We start from the raw sequence: 17,835 nt of genomic DNA, 5'->3' as shown, positions 1-17,835 counted from the left end.
CATGGAGAACGCGCTCGAGGTCGAGGGGCTCTCGGTGCGGCTCGGCGGGACCGAGGTGCTGCGCGAGCTCAGCTTCAGCGTCCGCAGCGGCAGCGCCCTCGCCGTGATCGGGCCGAACGGCGCTGGGAAGACGGTCCTCTTCCGGGCGCTCATCGGGGCGCTGCCGCACGGCGGCGTGGTCCGCTGGGCGCCCGGGACGCGCATCGGGTACGTGCCGCAGAAGCTCGACATCGAGCGCGACCTCCCCGTCACCGGGCGCGACTTCCTCCGCGCCAAGGCCCACGTGTCGGGTGCCCCCGGCGCCGACCTCGCGCGGGCCCTCGAGCTCGTGAACCTGCCGCCGAGCGCCGCGGACCTGGCCATCGGGGCGTTCTCCGGTGGCCAGTTCCAGCGCCTGCTCCTCGCGTCCGCGCTCCTGGGCGAGCCCACGGTCCTCCTCTTCGACGAGCCCACGGCGGGCGTGGACGAGCCCGGCGAGGAGCGGCTGTACGAGATGATCCACCGGGTCCAGGAGACCGAGCGGCTCACGCTGCTCCTCATCTCGCACGAGCTGAGCGTGGTCTACCGGTACGCCACGAACGTGCTGTGCCTCTCGCGCGAGGCGCCGTGCTTCGGGGCCCCGGAGGAGATCCTGACGCCCGAGCGGATCGAGCAGGTGTACGGCACGCCGCTCAAGTACCATCACCACTGATGCAGTGGACCGGGCTCACGCTCTCGATCGGGATGGCGGTGGCCGCCGGCCTCGTCGGCTGCTTCGCGCTGATGCGCCGGATGGCGCTCGCGTCGGACGCGATGTCCCACGTCGCGCTGCCCGGCATCGGGCTCGCCCTGGTGTTCCACTTCCATCCGGTGCTGGGCGGGCTCGCGGCCCTGTTCGCCGGCACGCTCCTGGTCTGGGGGCTGGAGCGACAGACCCGCAGCTCGACCGAGACGGTCATCGGCGTGGTCTTCTCGCTCGCGCTCGCGCTCGGGAGCATGCTCGCCACCGGAGACGAGCTGGTTGACGCGCTCCTCGGCGCGCCGGGGACCCTCGGCGGGTGGGAGCTGGCGCTCGGGCTCGCAGGCGCCGCCGCGGTGGTCGCGTTCGTCCTCACGCAGCGGAACCGGCTCGTCATCACGCTGGTCTCGGCCGACATCGCGCGGACCTCCGGGATCCGCGTCGCGCGCCTCGAGCTCCTCTTCCTCCTCGCGTTCGCGCTCACCGTGGCCCTCGGGCTTCGCTACCTCGGCGTCCTGCTCATGGGCTCGCTCGTCATCATCCCCGCCGCGACGGCGAAGCACCTCGCGCGCACCCTCGACCAGATGTTCGCGATCTCGGTCGGCGTCGCGGTCACCTCCACGCTCGCCGGCGAGCTCTTGGCCTCGCGCCTCCACCGGGCGACCGGCCCCGTGATCATCTCGATCGCGGCCGGGATGTTCCTCGTCGCCCTCGTCGTCCGCCGCGGTCGCTGAGGCGGCGCGCTCCGCTCGCGCGGGGAGGGCCGCGCGGGAGCGGCTTGCCGTGCGGGCGGGGTAGGGCGCGCGGGCGCTCGCCCGCCTCTCCGCAGTCGCGGGGAGCCGCCGGGCGGCGGCACGGCGCGGCTTGGGTCGGCCGCGCCGAACGGGTACAGTCCGCGCTCCATGCAACGCCGACGCGATCTCGCAGTCGTCTCCGCGATCTTCCTCGTCTCCGGTGCGGCCGGGCTCGTCTACCAGGTCGTCTGGTCGCGCATGCTGAACGACGTCTTCGGCGTCAGCATCCATGCGATCACGGCCGTCCTCGCCACGTACCTCGGCGGCCTCGCGCTCGGGGGATGGGCGCTCGGCCCGGTCGCGGATCGGAGTCGCGACCCGCTCCGCGTCTACGGGTGGCTCGAGCTCGGGATCGCCGCCACGGCGATCGCCGGCACCGTGGCGATCCGCCTGCTCCACCCCGTGCACACGTGGGCCGCCGCCCAGCTCCCGCCGGGCTCGCCGGCCCTGCTCCTGTTCCGGATCGTGCTCGCGTCCGTGGTGGTGCTCCCGCCCACGCTGCTCATGGGGGCGACCCTGCCCGCGATCACCCGCGCGCTCGTGCAGCGCATCGGGAACCTCGGGCGCGGGCTGAGCCTCCTGTACGGGCTCAACACCGCCGGCGCGGTGCTGGGCAGCGTCGCCGCGGGGTTCGTGCTCATCCGCGCGCTGGGCGTCCACGGGACGCTGTGGATCGCGGTGGCGGTGAACTGCGCCGTGGGCGTCGCGGCGCTCGGCGTCGCCGCGCTTCGTCGCAGGGCGCCGGGCGCCGAGCCCTCCCGCACGTCCGAGCCGCGGTCCGCGCCGGGGGTCTCCGACGCGGCGCCCGGCAGCACCGACCGGCGGCTGCTCGTCGTCATGATGCTCTCGGGCGTCGCCTCGCTGTGCCTCGAGGTGCTCTGGACGCGGATGCTCGCCGTCCTCGTCGGCACCTCGACGTACGCCTTCGTGACGATGCTCTCGACGTTCCTCGTCGGAATCTCGCTCGGCAGCCTCGTCGCGCGGGCGTTCGTCGATCGCCTGCGCCAGCCGCGCCGCACGCTCGGCTGGATCCAGGTCGCCATCGCGGCGTCGACGCTCGCCACGATCCCCCTGACCCGCTGGGTGCTCGAGTACGGGAAGCGCTGGTTCGAGGCCGCCGAGCCGGGCTGGACCACCGCCCTGTGGGGCAGGTTCGCCCTCAGCTTCCTCATCATGATCGTGCCGACGACGCTCATCGGCTCGACGCTGCCCATCGCGGCGGTGATCTGGGCGCGCTCGGTGGACACGCTGGGCCGGCGCCTCGGCCAGCTCTACGGCGCGAACACCCTGGGGAACGTCGCCGGAGCCGCGCTCGGCGGGTTCGTGGTGCTGCCGCTGCTCGGGATGCAGAAGGGCATCGCGCTCGTCGCCACGTTCAACCTCTTCGGCGCGGGCTGGGGGCTCTCCGAAGAGCTGAAGCGGAGCCCCTGGCGAGCGAGGCTGCTCCGGGCGGCGCCCGTCGCGGTGTGCCTGTGCAGCAGCGTCGTCCTCCTGTGGGCGTGGCGGCCCCAGCCGCTGCCCGCCAGCGGCGGCGAGGCCCTGGATCCGGTGCTCTTCTATCAGGAGGGGCCGGTCTCGACGGTGAAGGTGTTCCGGCGCGCGCGGGACGGGCGTCAGCTCGTCATGGCCGTGGACGGGGTCACGATCGGCCAGAGCAGCGCGGGCGTGGACATGAAGCAGCAGGTCCTCGCCCATTTGCCCTTCATGCTCTCGCGGAGGACCCCGGAGCACGTGCTGTCGATCGGGCTCGGGACGGGGATCCTGGTCGGCGAGGTCGCGCGCCATCCGGGCGTCGCGAGCGTCGAGTGCGTCGAGCTCTCCCCCTCGGTCATCGAGGCGGCGCGCGAGTTCGCGCCCTGGAACGGCGGCGCCCTGGAGCACCCCGCCATCCGCGTCGTGAACGACGACGGGGTCAACTACCTCGAGCGCAGCCGCGCCCGCTACGACGCCATCATCTCGGACGGCAAGTCGCGCTCGGGGCACGCTGGGAACGGGCTCTTCTACTCGAGCGACTACTACCGGAGCGCGCTCGACCACCTCGCCGCGGACGGGACGATGATCCAGTGGGTGCCGCTCGACGTCGAGCCGGAGGACCTGCAGATCATCGTCCGCACCTTCACGGGCGTGTTCCCCCACGCGTACATGTGGCTGGGCCATCACTCGAGCTTCCTCGTCGGCTCGAAGCAGGCGCTGACCCTCGACATGGCCCACGTCCAGCGCGTCCTCGACGCGCCGGAGACCGACGACCTCCGCCGCTACGGCTGGCGCCGCGCCACCGACGTGGCGAGCCTGCTCGTCGCGGACACGGCGGCGCTGCGCGCCTGGGTGTCCGGCGGGAGCACCACGAACTCCCGCGAGCGCCCCATCCTCGAGTTCTACCCGCCCGGAGCGCTCGCAGGTGCGGACGCCGAGCGGGTCACCGGGAACCTCGCCGAGATCTCGCAGCTTCGCCGGAGAGGCCTCCGGGACGTCGCGCTGGTCGGCGGGGACGCCGCGGCGCTCGAGGCGAGCTCGCGGGCGGTCGGCGATCTCCTCGACGGGCTCGTCGGCGACGCGCGCGGGACGACCGGCGCGCAGGGGTTGCTCTGGCGGGCGCTCACCGACGCGCCGGACTTCGGCGTGGTCCACCAGATCGTCGGAGAGGCGATCTTCGCGCACGCGCTGGGGCTCGACCTGCGGGGGGACTACGAGAACGCCATCGCCCTCTACCGGGCCGCGCTCCAGGCGTCCCCGCTGCTCGTCGAGGCGAGCGTCGATCTCGGCCGCGTCCTCGCGCTGCGCGGGCGCACGGCGGACGCGACCGCGGCGCTGCGCGAGGCGCTCGCCGAGGACCCCGCCCTCGCACCCGCCCACAGGATGCTCGCCGACATCCTGCAGGCGGAGGGGCTGACGGGCGAGGCGGCGGAGCACTACGAGGACGCGCTCCAGGTGTCGCCCCTGGACGCGACGCTGCGCGATCGCTTCGCGGTCTCGCTGGCGATGCTGGGCCGCACCGGGGACGCCGTGGCGCAGCTCCGCCGCGCCGTGGAGCTCGCCCCGGACCTCGCCGCGCCGAAGCAGCACCTCGCCCTCCTGCTGGCGACCGACGCGAGCCTGCGCGATCCGCCCGAGGCGGTGCGCCTCGCGCGCGCGGCGGTGGAGGAGACGGGTGACCGCGATCCGGGCTCGCTCGAGACGCTCGCGGTCGCCTACGCGGCGACCGGCGACTTCGACGGCGCGATCGAGCAGGAGCAGAGGGCGGTCGCGATCCTGGAGGCCTCGGGCAATCCGGCGAACGCGAACGCCGCGCGCGCCGCGCTCGAGGGGTACCGCCGGCGGGTCCCGCTGGCCGGCATGACGCGCGGGGCCGCTCCCTAGCGCGCCGCCGTCGCCGCGCGGCGATGACGCCGAGCTGCGTCCCGCAGGCCCGGAAGGACCCACCATGCGCGAACCCGACGAAAAGCGAGATCAGCGAGCGGAGGAGGCCGAGCGGCGAAGGGCCTTCACCGTCCTGGGGCTCCTCCAGGTGGGCGGGCTGGGGCTCCTCGCGGTGATCGCGGTCGGGCTCGTCCCGCGGGTCCTCGCGTCGTCGTTCCCGTCGCTCGGCGCGCCGTGGATCACCGCCGCGGCGGCGATCGTGGCCGCGTTCGGGGCGGTCGCGCTCTCCCTCCTCCGGCTGCGGCGCGTCTGGCGGGATTCGGACCGGGACTCCGGCGGCGACTCCCGGTGATCGGCGTCTCTTTCGGCCACGGCTGGCGGGGCTCCGACTGCGCGGCGGCTGGCTGCAGGCGCGAGCGAGCGAGGCCTCGAGCACGCGCGACGCGGACCGAGCGCTCTCCGGGAAGTCGGGTGGCCGAACCCCGTGCGAGGTCGCGCCCGACGGGGCGCGCGCGCCGCGGGCGAGCGTCCGCTGCAGGACCTTTTCGCGTCGCGAGCCTCGTCAGCGTTCGCTGACGCCCACCCCTGGCGAAGACCCTGACGACAGGGCCGTTTCGCACGCTGCGCTGAAGGCGCGAGCCGGCGAGCCCACGCTCCCACGTGCGCAGCGCCCGGGCCTCCCGGCGCGCCTTCCCGGCGAGGGTCGGATGAAACGGTCAACCCTTGCGTCGTCCGGGCGACGTTCCAGTTTGCAGAGCGGATGCGGTACGGCGGGGGGCCGGCCGGATCCTCACGCATGCTCCATCTCCGCTTCGCTCACAGGAACGGATCGCTCGTCGTCACGCCGCTCGCGCCGCGGCTCGACGCCGAGTGCGCGCTGGAGCTGCGCGCGCGGGTCGCCGACCAGGTGCGAGGGCGGCGGCGCGTCGTGGTGTCGCTCGAGCACGTGGCGGCCATGGACGGCTCGGCGATCGCGGCGCTCATCTCGCTCCTCAAGGCGATGGACGCCGGCGCCGAGCTGCGCCTCGTCCACGCCTCGCCGTCCGTCCGCGCGCTGCTCGAGCGGACGCGGCTCGACGAGCTCTTCCCGCAGTTCGACGATCTGGCCGCCGCCGTCGGGGAGTGATCGCCTTGGACGCCTCGTACGTTCCGCGGATCGAGCCCGAGACCGCCGCGCCCGGCGTGCGGGCGCGCGGCGACGCGGTGCGGAACTTCGCCTTCCAGGTGCTGGCGGTCCTCGCCACGGTGCTGGGGGGCTGGTATCTCGCCTGGCGCTGGATCGCGTCGCTCAACCCGGACGCGCTCGGGTTCGCCGTCGTCATCGCGGCGGCGGAGACCCTCGCGTACCTCGGGGCGGTCCTCTTCTTCCTGTCGATCTGGCGCGCCGAGGATCCCCCCGCGCAGCCGGCGCCGCGCACGGTGAACGAGCTCCGCGACGAGCCGCTCCCTCACGACCGGCCCATCAAGGTCGACGTGATGATCACGACCTACGACGAGCCGGTCGGGCTCGTGCGCCTGTCCGTGCGCGACGCGAAGCAGCTCACCTACCCGTTCCCGCTCACGGTGCGCGTGTACGTGCTCGACGACGGGCGCCGGCCCGAGATGCGCCGGATGGCCGGGGAGGAGGGGGTCGGCTACCTCAGCCGCGCGACGAACGAGGGGTACAAGGCGGGCAACCTCCGCAACGGGCTGGAGCACAGCGACGGCGACCTCGTCGTCATCTGCGACGCGGACACGCGGCCCCTGCCCGCCCTGCTCGAGGAGACGCTCGGGTACTTCCGGGATCCGAGCGTCGCCTGGGTGCAGACGCCGCAGTCCTTCTACGACCTCGACCCCGGCGTGCGCCTCCCGGACTGGCTCGCGCGCCGCGCGCGGCTCGGGCGCGCCGGCCGCGCCGTCGGTCGCGCGATCGAGGCGGCGTTCGGGCCGATCGCCGTCGGCGCGGACCGGCTCGGGTCGGATCCGCGCGCCTTCTACCACGTGGTCCAGCGCTGCCGGAACTGGTGCAACGCGGCCTTCTGCTGCGGCGCGGGCAGCGTGCACCGCCGCGAGGCGGTGATGGAGGGCGCCCTGACGGAGTTCGGCGCCGCGGTCGAGGCGGCCGTTCGCCCGATCACGGAGCGGGTGCCGGACCGCGCCCGCCGCGCGACGCTCGCCACCGCGCTCGCGTCGCAGGCGGCGCGCCGCATCGAGCTCACGCCGTACGAGTTCCACGTCTCCGAGGACATCTACACGAGCATCCGGCTCCACGCGGCGCCGCGACCCTGGCGCTCCGTTTACCACCCGCGGGTCCTCACCCGCATGCTCTCGCCGCAGGACCTGCTCGCCTGGAGCATCCAGCGCTTCAAGTACGCGAGCGGGACGCTCGACATCGCGCTCCACGACAACCCGCTGCGCCTGCGCCGCCTCACCGCCTGGCAGAAGGTGATGTACGGCGCGACGATGTACGCGTACCTCGCGCCGCTGTGGGTCCTCCCGCTCATGCTCGCGCCGCTCGCGTTCTTCTTCGCGGGGGTGACGCCCGTGCGGGCGTACGACGGCGAGTTCGCCGTCCGCATCGTGCCGTTCCTCCTCACGAGCCGGCTCGCCGTGATGGTCGGGACCTGGGGCGTGCCGACCTGGCGCGGCGAGCAGTACCACCTCGCCTCGTTCTGGCTGAACCTCCGCGCGCTCGTCCACGTCGTCGCCCGGCGCCCGCTGCGGTTCCCCGTCACGCCCAAGATCGCGTCGGCGCGGCGCCCGCTCGGGCTCGTCGTGCCGCACCTCGTGCTCCTCGGCGCGATCGCGGCCGGGCTCGTCTACCGGGGCGTGCTCCTCACGCGACCGCTGGCCGCGCCCGGCGAGGCGACCGCGTACGCCGCCAACCTGTTCTGGAGCCTGCACAACGCCGCCTGCCTCGCGCCGTTCGTCATGGCGGCGCTCGTGCCGAGGCGGCAGAAGGAGGTCGTCGCTTGAGCTTCTGGGGTGGACTCCTCACCGCGCGCTCACACCTCGCGTTCCTCGTCGGGCTCGCCGCAGCGATCTTCACGGTGCACTACGCCGGGAAGCTCGCGCGCGCCGAGTCCGGGCCGGCCCCGGGGCTCGCCGCGCTGGCCTCGGACGAGGCGCTCGCGCTCCGCCGGCCCGCGCCGCTCGACGCGGACGAGCGGCGGATGGCGCGCGCGGCCTGGAGCTACTTCGAGCGCAACACCGACGCGGCGACCGGCCTCGCCGGCTCGGTCGAGGGCTACCCGTCCACCACCATGTGGGACACCGGCTCGCAGCTCATGGCGATCCTCGCCGCGGAGGACCTCGGCGTCATCTCGACGGACGCGGCGGCGCTCCGTCTGCGCCGGGCGCTGAAGTCGCTCCGCGCGATCCCGCTGTTCGATCGCAAGCTGCCCAACAAGGCGTACGACACGCGCACGCTCGAGATGGTCGGGTACGACAACCGGCCGGCGCCGAACGGGATCGGCTGGTCTGCTCTCGACGTGGCCCGCGTCCTCGTCCCGCTGTGGATCGTGACCTGGCGCCACCCCGAGCTGACGCCGCTCGTGCGCCGCGCGGTCTCGCGCTGGCGGCTCGGGGCGCTCAGCGACGGGGGTGCCCTGGTCGGCGCGCAGCGGCGGGCGGACGGCGCCGTCGAGAGGTACCAGGAAGGCCGCTTCGGCTACGAGCAGTACGCCGCCAAGGCGCTCCTGCCCTGGGGCGTGCCGGTCGCACGCGCGATCGACTACCGCGCCCACCTCGCGTTCTCGGAGGTCCTCGGGCAACGGATCCCGCACGACGATCGCCACCCGCGCCGGTACGGCGGCACGCACGCCGCCGTCCTCTCCGAGCCCTGGATCCTCGACGCCCTCGAGCACGGGTTCGACGCGACGACGCTCCCCATCGCGCGGGCGCTCGTGCGCGTCCAGGAGCGGCGCTTCGCGACGACGGGGAAGCTCACCGCGATCTCCGAGGACGCGCTCGACCGCGCGCCGTGGTTCGCCTACTCGGCGGTGCTGAACGGGGACGAGCGCTGGACCGCCTTCGCGCCCGACGGCACCCCCGTCCCGCAGGACCTCGGGTTCTCCACCAAGGCGGCCGTGGGCTGGGGCGTGCTGTTCGACGGCGAGTACCCGGATCGCCTCGCCGCGGCGGCCCGGGAGCTCGTGGACGCGCGCGGGCTCTACGCCGGGCGCTACGACCAGGACGGCGCGGTGAACCGGGCGCTGTCGCTCAACACCAACGCGCTCGTGCTGGAGGCGCTCGCGTACCGTGCGCGCGGTCCGTGGCTCCGGCCCGAGGAGCCCGAGGCCCCGGAGGCCCGCCGGTGAGCGACCGCGTCCTCGCCGCCGTCCTCGCCGCCGCGCTCGCGATCGCGCCACGCGGCGCCGTCCGCGCGGAAGCGCCCGCGCCGCCCGCGGCGGAAACCGCGGCGGCGGCCGAGCCGGGCGGGGGGGCGCAGCCGCCCACCGCCGTCGCACCGGAGGCCCCCGCCGCGGAGCCGGCGTCGGAGATCCCTCCGCCGTCCGAGCCGGCGGCGCCACCTCCCGCGGAGCCGGCACGCCCCGTCGATCCCGAGCTCGAGGCGGCGCAGATCGCCTGGCGGTACTTCGAGCGGAACTACCACCCGGCGACCGGGCTCGTGAACTCGGTCGAGGGCTACCCGAACACGACGATGTGGGATCTCGGCTCGACGGTGCTCGCGACGCTCGCCGCGCGCGACCTCGGTCTCGTCGAGCGTTCCACCTTCGACGCGCGCATCGACACGCTCCTCTGGACCCTGGCCATGCAGCCGCTCTTCCAGGGTGAGCTGCCGAACAAGACGTACGACGCCGCGACGGGCCGGATGGCGGACTACGCGAACAAGCCGACCGCGACCGGCATCGGCTTCTCCGCGATCGACCTCGCCCGCCTGGCCTCGGCCCTGACGATCCTCGCCGAGCGCGCCCCGGAGCACCGCGCCGGGGTGGCGCGCGTCCTCGCGCGCTGGCGCTACTGCCGGCTCCTCGGCGACGGCGAGCTGCACGGCGCGATCGTCGACGCGGGCGGCAAGGTGCAGGTCGTCCAGGAAGGGCGGCTCGGGTACGAGCAGTACGCCGCGGAGAGCTTCGCCCGGCTCGGCTTCGCGGTGTCCCGCGCGCGCGACTACGACCGCTTCGCAGCGGACACCCCGATCCTGGGCGTCCCCGTCCGCCACGACACGCGCGACAGGCGGCGGTTCGGGGCCGTGAACGCCCTCGTGACCGATCCGTGGGTGCTCGGCGCGTTCGAGCTCGGGCGCGGGGGCGAGCGGGGCGAGCTCCTGCGGCGGATCTTCGAGGTGCAGCGACGGCGCTGGGAGCAGACCGGCGTGCCGACGGCCGCGAGCGAGGACCACGTCGACGAGGCGCCGTGGTTCGTGTACGGCGCGATCTGGGCGGACGGCGGCCCCTGGCAGGCGCTCACGCCCGACGGCGGGGACGCCGGGCGGTTCCGCGCGCTCTCCACCAAGGCGGCGTTCGCGCTGGCGGCGCTCTTCCCGGAGGACCCGTACTCCCGCGTGCTCCGCCAGGCCGTCGCGCAGGCGCGCGACCCCGCCCGCGGCTGGTACGCGGGGATCTACGAGCGCGGCGGGATGAACAGGTCGCTCAACGCGAACACGAACGGCGTCGTCCTCGAGGCGATCCTGTTCGCGCGCGCCGGCCCGCTGCACGGTCCGTGGCCTGCCGGGCCGAGGGGGCCGCAGGCCCGCGCGGCCCGGCGCGGCGGGGTCATGGTCCCGGCCGCGTTCCCGGGCGTCGCGGGGGCCTGCTACCCGGGGACGCCCGAGGCCGCTCGCGCCGAGGCGCTGCCGGTCTCGCCGGTGGCGCAGGGCTCGACCGCGCCGCACCGGGCCCGGCTGTACACGCACCCGCTCACGCTCTCCCTGTTCACCGACTACCGCGGCGTCGATCGCGCCGGCGCCGGTGCGGTCGCGACGCTCTGGCCCTGGCGCGCCTCGTTCCTGCGCTTCGGCGCCGAGGGCACGCCGTTCTCGCCCGGCGGCAACGCGCGGATGCTGTGGGGGATCGGCTGGGACGACTGGCGGGGCCGGACGTTCTTCCTGCACCTCGACAACTGGGGGCCGGTCCGGCCCGGGGACGGGCTCGCCATGCACGGGGCCGAGCTCAACCTCGGCTACCGCGGCCCGAACCTCTGCGGCGGCGCGTTCTGCCTCTCGCCGCTCCTGGGCGGAACGGTCCCCTTCGGCGGCGGTCCCTACGTGAGCGCGCGCGCGACGCTCACGGTGGCGGGGAAGTGGTTCGCCATGGGCGGCATCGGGTGGACGGTGCCGCGCGTGTTCGAGGGGCCCACGGGCACCCCGCGCTGGCGCGTCGTGTACGGGTTCGGCCGGTGGGACTGGAGGCCGGGCACCTTCTACGTCACCTACTACGACTGGGGACCGACGAGCTGGTCCCACAACGGCGTGCTCGCGGTGGGCGTGAACCTCGCGTTCTAGCGCGCGCTGGGAGGAGATCGTGAAGCGATCGAGGCTGGAGAGTGCGATCCCGGTGGCTCTGGCGATGCTCGGGGCGGCGTGCGGGCTCACGCCGCCGCCCGAGCCGCCGCGCCAGCAGCCGACGGCGCCTCCGACGGAGGTCCCGGCGAACACGAACCCCGACGCGCTGCCGCCGCCCGGCTACAAGCTCGTCTGGCAGGACGAGTTCGAGGGCAGCGCGCTCGGGTCGGCCTGGAGCGCGCTCTCCGCCCCGCGCCTCGACGCCATCGCCACGCCCGACGCCGCCCAGGTGCACGACGGCCTCCTCACGCTCACGACCTACACCGACGCGTCCGGCAAGCACCACACCGGCTTCCTCTCCACGCAGGGCACGGTCGAGATGACGTACGGGTACTTCGAGGCTCGCATCCGCTTCAACGACTCGCCGGGAGAGTGGTGCGCGTTCTGGATCGACTCGCCGACGAACGGCGATCCGATGGGCGACCCGGGCAAGGCGGGCGTGGAGATCGACGTCGTCGAGCACCGCGCGACGGACGACCACGGCTGGACGGCGCTGAAGGACATGTCGGCGATGAACCTCAACTGGGATCGCACCGCGTCCTCGCGGCAGAACGTCCAGAAGGTCGTGTCGCTCCCCGGCAACGCGCCGATCCAGGGGGAGTGGCACGTCTTCGGGGTGATGTGGACGGAGACGGGCTACACGTTCTACGTCGACGGGCTGCCGGCCTGGACGACCGCCGCGGCGCTCTCGCACCGGAGCGAGTACCTGCAGCTCACCTGCGAGGTCGCGGACGCGAGCTGGGCAGGGTACGTGCCGGCGGGCGGCTACGGCTCGCGCGTGACCAGCACCACCAGGATGGACGTCGACTGGGTCCGCGTCTGGCAGAAGTCGTGAGCGCCCGGGCTCGGCGCAGGATGCCGCGACGAGTCACGCCTCGCGGGGCCCGCTCGAGTCCCTTTTCCCGGCCGGCGTGATATGCACGTGACGGGCCGCGCCCAGCGCCCGCTGGCGCATGCGCGACGCGGCACAAGGAGGAATCACCAATGCGGAAGCTGGGCGCTGTGGCGCTCGCGACGCTCGTCGCCGGCGTGGCGTGCTCGAAGAAGGACGAGGGGAAGCAGCAGCAGCAGGCGGCGGCCCCGGCCGCGCAGGCGGAGGCGGCCCCGATCGTCATCGGGAACGTCATGCCGCTCTCCGGCGACATCGCCACGTTCGGCGAGGGCGCCAACAACGGCGTCAAGCTCGCGGTCGAGGAGGCGAACGCCGCGGGCGGCGTGAAGGGCCGCAAGCTCTCGCTCCAGGTCTACGACACGCAGGGCAAGCCCGAGGAGGCCGCCATCGCCTCCACCCGCGCCATCAACGAGAAGAAGGCGACGCTGCTCATCGGTGAGCTCGGCTCGACGAGCACCCTCGCCCTCGCGCCCATCGCCGAGGCGAACAAGATCCCGGCCATCTCGCCGGCCTCCACGAACCCCAAGGTCACGAAGGACGGCGACAAGACGCGCGCGTACATGTTCCGCGTCTGCTTCATCGACCCGTTCCAGGGCACCGTGATGGCGAAGTACGCGCGCGAGACCCTGAAGGTGAAGCGCGCCGCGATCATGCGCGACGTGGGCAACGACTACTCGATGGGCCTCGCCGACTACTTCGCGAAGACCTTCAAGGAGCTCGGCGGCGAGATCGTGCTCGACGTGAGCTACAAGGCCGGCGACCAGGACTTCAAGGCGCAGCTCACCAAGGTGAAGTTCGCGAAGCCCGAGATCGTGTACGTGCCCGGCTACTACACCGACGTGGCGCTCATCGGTCGCCAGAGCCGCGAGCTCGGCGTGAAGGTCGCGCTCGCGGGCGGCGACGGCTGGGACTCGGCGAAGCTCTACGAGATCGCGCAGGGCGCGCTCGACGGCAGCTTCTTCACGAACCACTACTCGGTCGAGAACCCTTCGCCGGTGGTCCAGGAGTTCGCGAAGAAGTACGAGGCCGCGTACCACGCGAAGCCCGACGCGTTCGGCGCGCTCGGCTACGACGCGGCGCTCCTCGCCATCGACGCGATGAAGCGCGCCTCGGACCTCACGCCGACGGCGATCCGCGACGCCATCGAGAAGACCACGTCGCTGCAGGGCGTCACCGGCACCATCCGCCTCGACGCCGACCACAACCCGGTGAAGTCGGCGGTCATCATCGGCATCCAGAAGAACGCGCCGAAGTACGTGGCGACCGTCGAGCCGTAACGCGGCGGACGTCCAGCGTGGCAGCACCGAGAGGCCCCCGGTTCGCCGGGGGCCTTTCCTTTGGGTGCGCGTCGTGTGGACGGCCGGGGCCGCCCGACGGGCGAGCGCTCGTGCCGTGCGTCCCGGCCGAGGCGGACCGCGCGGCGCGTTGACAGCGCGGCGGCGCGCAAACATCTGAGTGAGCGGCCCGCGCGATCTGCGGAGGCGAGAGGAGGGGACCGTGGCGAGCTCCACGTCCGTGCTCACGAAGGCGCAGCTCGAGACCCTACGCCGCGCGCTCGAGGTCGAGCGCGAGAGGATCGCCCGCGTGCTGGCGGCGCCCGCGGGCGCCGCGCCGTCGGACGACGAGCGCACCGAGCTCGAGGAGGTGGCGCAGCGCTCGACGGAGGGAGAGCACCAGCAGAGGGTCGTCGAGCGCGAGCGCGCGCTCCTCGCCGAGGTCGAGCGAGCCCTCGCGAAGCTCGACGCGGGGACGTACGGCGTGAGCGAGCGGAGCGGCGCGCCCATCCCGTTCGAGCGGCTTCGCTCGGTGCCCTGGGCGCGCGCCGACGTGGACGAGGACTGAAGGTGGCGCGCGAGGAGCGGGCGCAGGGCGCACACGCGGGCCACGGGCACGGCGCGCACGGGCACGCGCACGGGATGCCCGGGCCCGCCGCGCCCGAGCGTGCCGCGGCGGAGCACGCGCACGGCGGGCACGACCGCCACGCCGGCCACAGCGTGGCGATGTTCCGCAGCCGCTTCTGGATCGCGCTCGCCCTCACGATCCCCACCGTCCTGTGGGGCCACATGCTCACCTCGGTGACCGGCTGGCACGCCCCCGCGTTCCCGGGGTCGACGTGGATCCCGCCGCTCCTCGGGGCGGTCGTGTTCGTCTACGGAGGCCTGCCGTTCCTCCAGGGCGCCGTCCGCGAGGTGAAGGACCGCCTCCCGGGCATGATGACGCTCATCGCGCTCGCGATCGGCGTCGCGTTCGTCTTCAGCGCCGCGGTGACGCTCGGCTACCCCGGGATGCCGTTGTGGGAGGAGCTCGCCACCCTCGTCACGGTGATGCTGCTCGGCCACTGGATCGAGATGCGGTCCATCACCCAGGCCCAGGGCGCGCTGAAGGAGCTCGCGAAGCTCCTCCCCTCGGCGGCGGTGCGCGTCGTGGACGGGCGCGAGGAGGAGGTCCCTCTCGCCGCGCTGCGTGACGGCGACCTCGTGCTCGTCCGGCCCGGCGCGCGCGTGCCCGCCGACGGGCGCGTCCAGTCCGGCGAGAGCGCCGTCGACGAGTCGATGATCACCGGCGAGTCCCGCCCGGTGAAGAAGCGGCCTGGCGACGGCGTCATCGCCGGTACGGTGAACGGCGCCGGATCCCTGCGCGCGCAGGTGACAGGCACGGGGGAGCGGACCGCGCTCGCCGGGATCATGCGGCTGGTGGAGCACGCGCAGACCTCGCGCTCGCGCGCGCAGGCGCTGGCGGACCGCGCCGCCTTCCTGCTCACGATCGCCGCCATCGCGGCGGCGCTCCTCACCACGCTGGCGTGGCGGCTCGCCGGCGCGCCCGGCGCGTTCGTGGTCGAGCGGGTGGTGACGGTCCTCGTCATCGCCTGCCCGCACGCCCTCGGGCTCGCCATCCCGCTCGTCATCGCCATCTCGACCACCCTCGGCGCGCGCTCGGGCCTGCTCGTGCGCGATCGGCGGGGGCTCGAGGAGGCGAGGCGCCTGACCACGATCGTCTTCGACAAGACGGGGACGCTCACCCTCGGCGAGCACCGCGTGGTCGGCGTGCGGTCCACCGCCGGGATGGGCGAGGACGAGGCGCTGCGCGTGGCCGCCGCCGTGGAGCGCGACTCGGAGCACCCGGTCGCACAGGCCGTGGTGCGCACGGCGCGCGAGCGCGGCCTCGCCATCCCCGAGGCGCAGGCGTTCGCGGCCATCCCGGGCCACGGCGTGCGCGCGCGGGTGGACGGGCGCGTGCGGCACGTCGGCGGGCCGAACCTGCTCCGGCGGCTCGGCGTCGCGCCCCTCGCCGAGCTCGACGCGTTCTCGCGCGAGGCCGCGGAGCGCGGCCAGTCCGTGGTGTTCCTGGTCGAGGAGGGGAGGGCGGTCGCGGCGTTCGCGGTCGCGGACGCGGTGCGGCCCGAGTCCCCGGCCGCGGTCCGCCGCCTCCACGAGATGGGGCTCGAGGTCGCGATGCTCACCGGCGACTCGCGCGCGGTGGCGACCGCGGTGGCCGGAGAGCTCGGGATCGACGCCGTCCACGCGGAGGTGCTCCCTGATCGCAAGTCCGAGGTCATCGAGGCGCTGCAGCGGAGCGGCAAGCGCGTCGCGATGGTCGGGGATGGGGTCAACGACGCGCCGGCCCTGGTGACCGCGGACGTCGGCATCGCCGTCGGGGCCGGGACGGACGTGGCGGTCGAGGCCGGCGACATCGTGCTCGTCCGGAGCGACCCGCGCGACGTGCCGCGGATCGTCGCGCTCAGCCGGGCGACGTACCGCAAGATGATCCAGAACCTCTGGTGGGCCGCCGGCTACAACGTCGTCGCGATCCCGCTCGCCGCGGGCGTCCTCGCGCCGTGGGGCATCCTCCTCCCGCCGGCCATCGGCGCGGTGCTCATGTCCGTCAGCACCGTGGTCGTCGCCGTGAACGCCCAGCTCCTGCGGCGCGCACGGCTGTGACCCCCTCCGCAGCCCCCCGGCTTCGCTCGGATGGATCCCATGGCGGGTCCACCCGAGCGAAGCCCGCGTCAGGCGATCACGCCTTGCAGCACGTGCACGTGGCGCGGTCGTGGGTGCGCCGCTCGCGTGCCGCGACCGCGGACGTCCTCTCCTCCGGGGCCGCGTAGCGCGTGTCGTCGTACGGGGAGCCGACCCCGGTCGCGCCGTCGGGCCGGGCGAGGGCGACGTCGAAGGAGGAGCGAGAGATGTCGCCGTAGGTGACGTCGTCGTGCGAGCCCGCGTGAGGCGGCAGGTCCGACGCGGCGGCGACCGACGCCGTCATGAGTGCTGCGAGGCCGAAAGGGATGGGGCGGGCGAGCATGTGCGGCTTCTCCTTGAGAACGGGTTCGAGCGATCGAGACTGCGACCCCCGTGCCAGCTCGAGCGCGCACCCGCCGCGCTCCGCCCGCCCGCCAATCGCGGGGATCGTGGCGACGGACGACGGCCGCGGCGGGGCCGGAGCGGTCACGCTGTCACCGGCTCGGTCACGGCGAAGGGCGCGTCACCTCCACTCTGCGGTGACGGCCGTGCGAGCGACGGGATGGGCCCGGGCTCCCTCCTCGTGGCCAGCCTCGCGGCTCGGTTGACAGCCCCGGCCCGCGGAGACATCTCACGCGCTGGGGCGCGGGCGTCGAACGCGCGCCGGAGAGGGAGGCCGCCCGTGGCCGAGGAGCGACGCATCCGCAAGGTCGTGAAGAGCCGGTCCACGGTCGAGGGGGCCGGCGTCCACCTCCGCCGCGCCATCGGCTTCGGTCCCCCGGAGCTCTACGACCCCTTCCTGCTGCTCGACGACTTCCGCTCGGACGAGCCGGAGCACTACCGGAAAGGCTTTCCCTGGCACCCGCACCGGGGCATGGAGACCATCACCTACGTCGTGCGCGGCGAGGTGGAGCACGGCGACAGCCTCGGTAACCGCGGCGTGATCTCCCCGGGGGACGTGCAGTGGATGACCGCCGGAAGCGGGATCATCCACCAGGAGATGCCGAAGGGGGATCCTTCGGGCGCGATGTACGGCTTCCAGCTATGGGCGAACCTGCCGGCCGTGGACAAGATGATGGCCCCACGCTACCGGGGCATCTCGGCGGCGCAGATCCCCGAGGTGAAGGACGGGAGCGGCGCCACGATCAAGGTGATCGCCGGCGCCGTGAACCGGATCACCGGGCCGGTGACCGACGTGGTGACGCAGCCCGAGTACCTCGACGTCACCGTGCCGCCGGGCGTCACCTTCTCCCGCGAGACGCCGCGTGGACACACGGTCTTCGCGTACGTCTTCGGCGGCGAGGCCATGTTCGGCCCGCAGCGGGATCCCTACTCCTACGAGGCCGAGGGGGCGGGCTACTTCGACTTGAAGCGCGACGCCCTCATCGACGACGGGCACCTCGTGCTCTTCGGCGACGGAGATGCGGTGGCCGTCACGACCGAGGCGCAGCCGGTGCGGTTCCTGCTCGTCTCGGGGAAGCCGATCGGCGAGCCCGTCGCCTGGTACGGGCCGATCGTGATGAATACGCAGGAGGAGCTGCGAACCGCGTTCGAGGAGCTCGAGGCGGGCACGTTCATCAAGGCCGGCAGGCGCTGAGGCCATGGGGCGCCCG

Annotated in this window: 14 protein-coding genes; 13 read left to right on the top strand and 1 reads right to left on the bottom strand. The window is 74.0% G+C overall.

Translation table 11 applies throughout. The features are described from left to right. The first annotated feature begins 1 nt into the window (after window position 1). From MNY60_RS00670 to MNY60_RS00615, 12 genes are all read left to right on the top strand, one after another. Window positions 2-691 (top strand): metal ABC transporter ATP-binding protein, encoded by a 690-nt coding sequence (locus MNY60_RS00670; RefSeq protein ID WP_242336174.1) that lies wholly within the window; start codon window positions 2-4, stop codon window positions 689-691. After that, window positions 691-1,452, top strand: a complete 762-nt coding sequence (locus tag MNY60_RS00665) for a metal ABC transporter permease (RefSeq protein ID WP_242336171.1) — start codon at window positions 691-693, stop codon at window positions 1,450-1,452. Before MNY60_RS00670 ends, MNY60_RS00665 begins: the two co-directional genes overlap by 1 nt. A gap of 168 nt (window positions 1,453-1,620) precedes the next feature. Further along, entirely contained in the window at window positions 1,621-4,869 is a 3,249-nt protein-coding gene (locus MNY60_RS00660) for a fused MFS/spermidine synthase (protein WP_242354380.1), read from the top strand. A gap of 64 nt (window positions 4,870-4,933) precedes the next feature. Further along, complete coding sequence (locus MNY60_RS00655; RefSeq protein WP_242354369.1) at window positions 4,934-5,221, top strand: hypothetical protein; 288 nt, start codon at window positions 4,934-4,936, stop codon at window positions 5,219-5,221. 444 nt (window positions 5,222-5,665) lie between these two features. Continuing rightward, entirely contained in the window at window positions 5,666-5,995 is a 330-nt protein-coding gene (locus MNY60_RS00650; RefSeq protein ID WP_242336162.1) for an STAS domain-containing protein, read from the top strand. Between the two features lie 5 nt (window positions 5,996-6,000). Next, entirely contained in the window at window positions 6,001-7,824 is a 1,824-nt protein-coding gene (locus tag MNY60_RS00645) for a glycosyltransferase (protein ID WP_242359831.1), read from the top strand. After that, a complete protein-coding gene (locus tag MNY60_RS00640) occupies window positions 7,821-9,167 on the top strand; it encodes a DUF3131 domain-containing protein (RefSeq protein ID WP_242359830.1) in 1,347 nt (448 codons plus the stop codon). The genes MNY60_RS00645 and MNY60_RS00640 overlap by 4 nt, the downstream gene beginning before the upstream one ends. Continuing rightward, window positions 9,164-11,314, top strand: a complete 2,151-nt coding sequence (locus MNY60_RS00635) for a DUF3131 domain-containing protein (RefSeq protein WP_242354347.1) — start codon at window positions 9,164-9,166, stop codon at window positions 11,312-11,314. Before MNY60_RS00640 ends, MNY60_RS00635 begins: the two co-directional genes overlap by 4 nt. A 52-nt stretch (window positions 11,315-11,366) precedes the next feature. Then, on the top strand, window positions 11,367-12,209 hold the full coding sequence (locus tag MNY60_RS00630) for a glycoside hydrolase family 16 protein (protein WP_242359829.1): 843 nt from the start codon (window positions 11,367-11,369) through the stop codon (window positions 12,207-12,209). Between the two features lie 149 nt (window positions 12,210-12,358). Then, a complete protein-coding gene (locus MNY60_RS00625) occupies window positions 12,359-13,543 on the top strand; it encodes an ABC transporter substrate-binding protein (RefSeq protein WP_242359828.1) in 1,185 nt (394 codons plus the stop codon). A 220-nt stretch (window positions 13,544-13,763) separates the two neighbouring features. After that, complete coding sequence (locus MNY60_RS00620; RefSeq protein WP_242359827.1) at window positions 13,764-14,108, top strand: TraR/DksA family transcriptional regulator; 345 nt, start codon at window positions 13,764-13,766, stop codon at window positions 14,106-14,108. A 2-nt stretch (window positions 14,109-14,110) separates the two neighbouring features. After that, window positions 14,111-16,204: a heavy metal translocating P-type ATPase gene (locus tag MNY60_RS00615; protein ID WP_242359826.1), complete on the top strand. Its 2,094-nt coding sequence runs from the start codon at window positions 14,111-14,113 to the stop codon at window positions 16,202-16,204. Window positions 16,205-16,280: 76 nt separating this feature from the next. On the opposite strand, the gene MNY60_RS00610 is transcribed toward MNY60_RS00615, so the two are convergent. Continuing rightward, window positions 16,281-16,565, bottom strand: a complete 285-nt coding sequence (locus MNY60_RS00610) for a hypothetical protein (RefSeq protein WP_242359825.1) — start codon at window positions 16,563-16,565, stop codon at window positions 16,281-16,283. A gap of 339 nt (window positions 16,566-16,904) precedes the next feature. On the opposite strand from MNY60_RS00610, the gene MNY60_RS00605 reads away from it, so the two are divergent. Then, a complete protein-coding gene (locus MNY60_RS00605) occupies window positions 16,905-17,819 on the top strand; it encodes a pirin family protein (protein ID WP_242359824.1) in 915 nt (304 codons plus the stop codon). The last annotated feature ends 16 nt before the right edge of the window (window positions 17,820-17,835 follow it).

It is taken from the genome of Anaeromyxobacter sp. SG17, from assembly GCF_022690695.1.
Taxonomy (GTDB): Bacteria; Myxococcota; Myxococcia; order Myxococcales; family Anaeromyxobacteraceae; genus Anaeromyxobacter; species Anaeromyxobacter soli.
The sequence above is the reverse complement of the archived record's forward strand: the minus strand, read 5'-3'. Positions and strand labels throughout refer to the sequence as shown.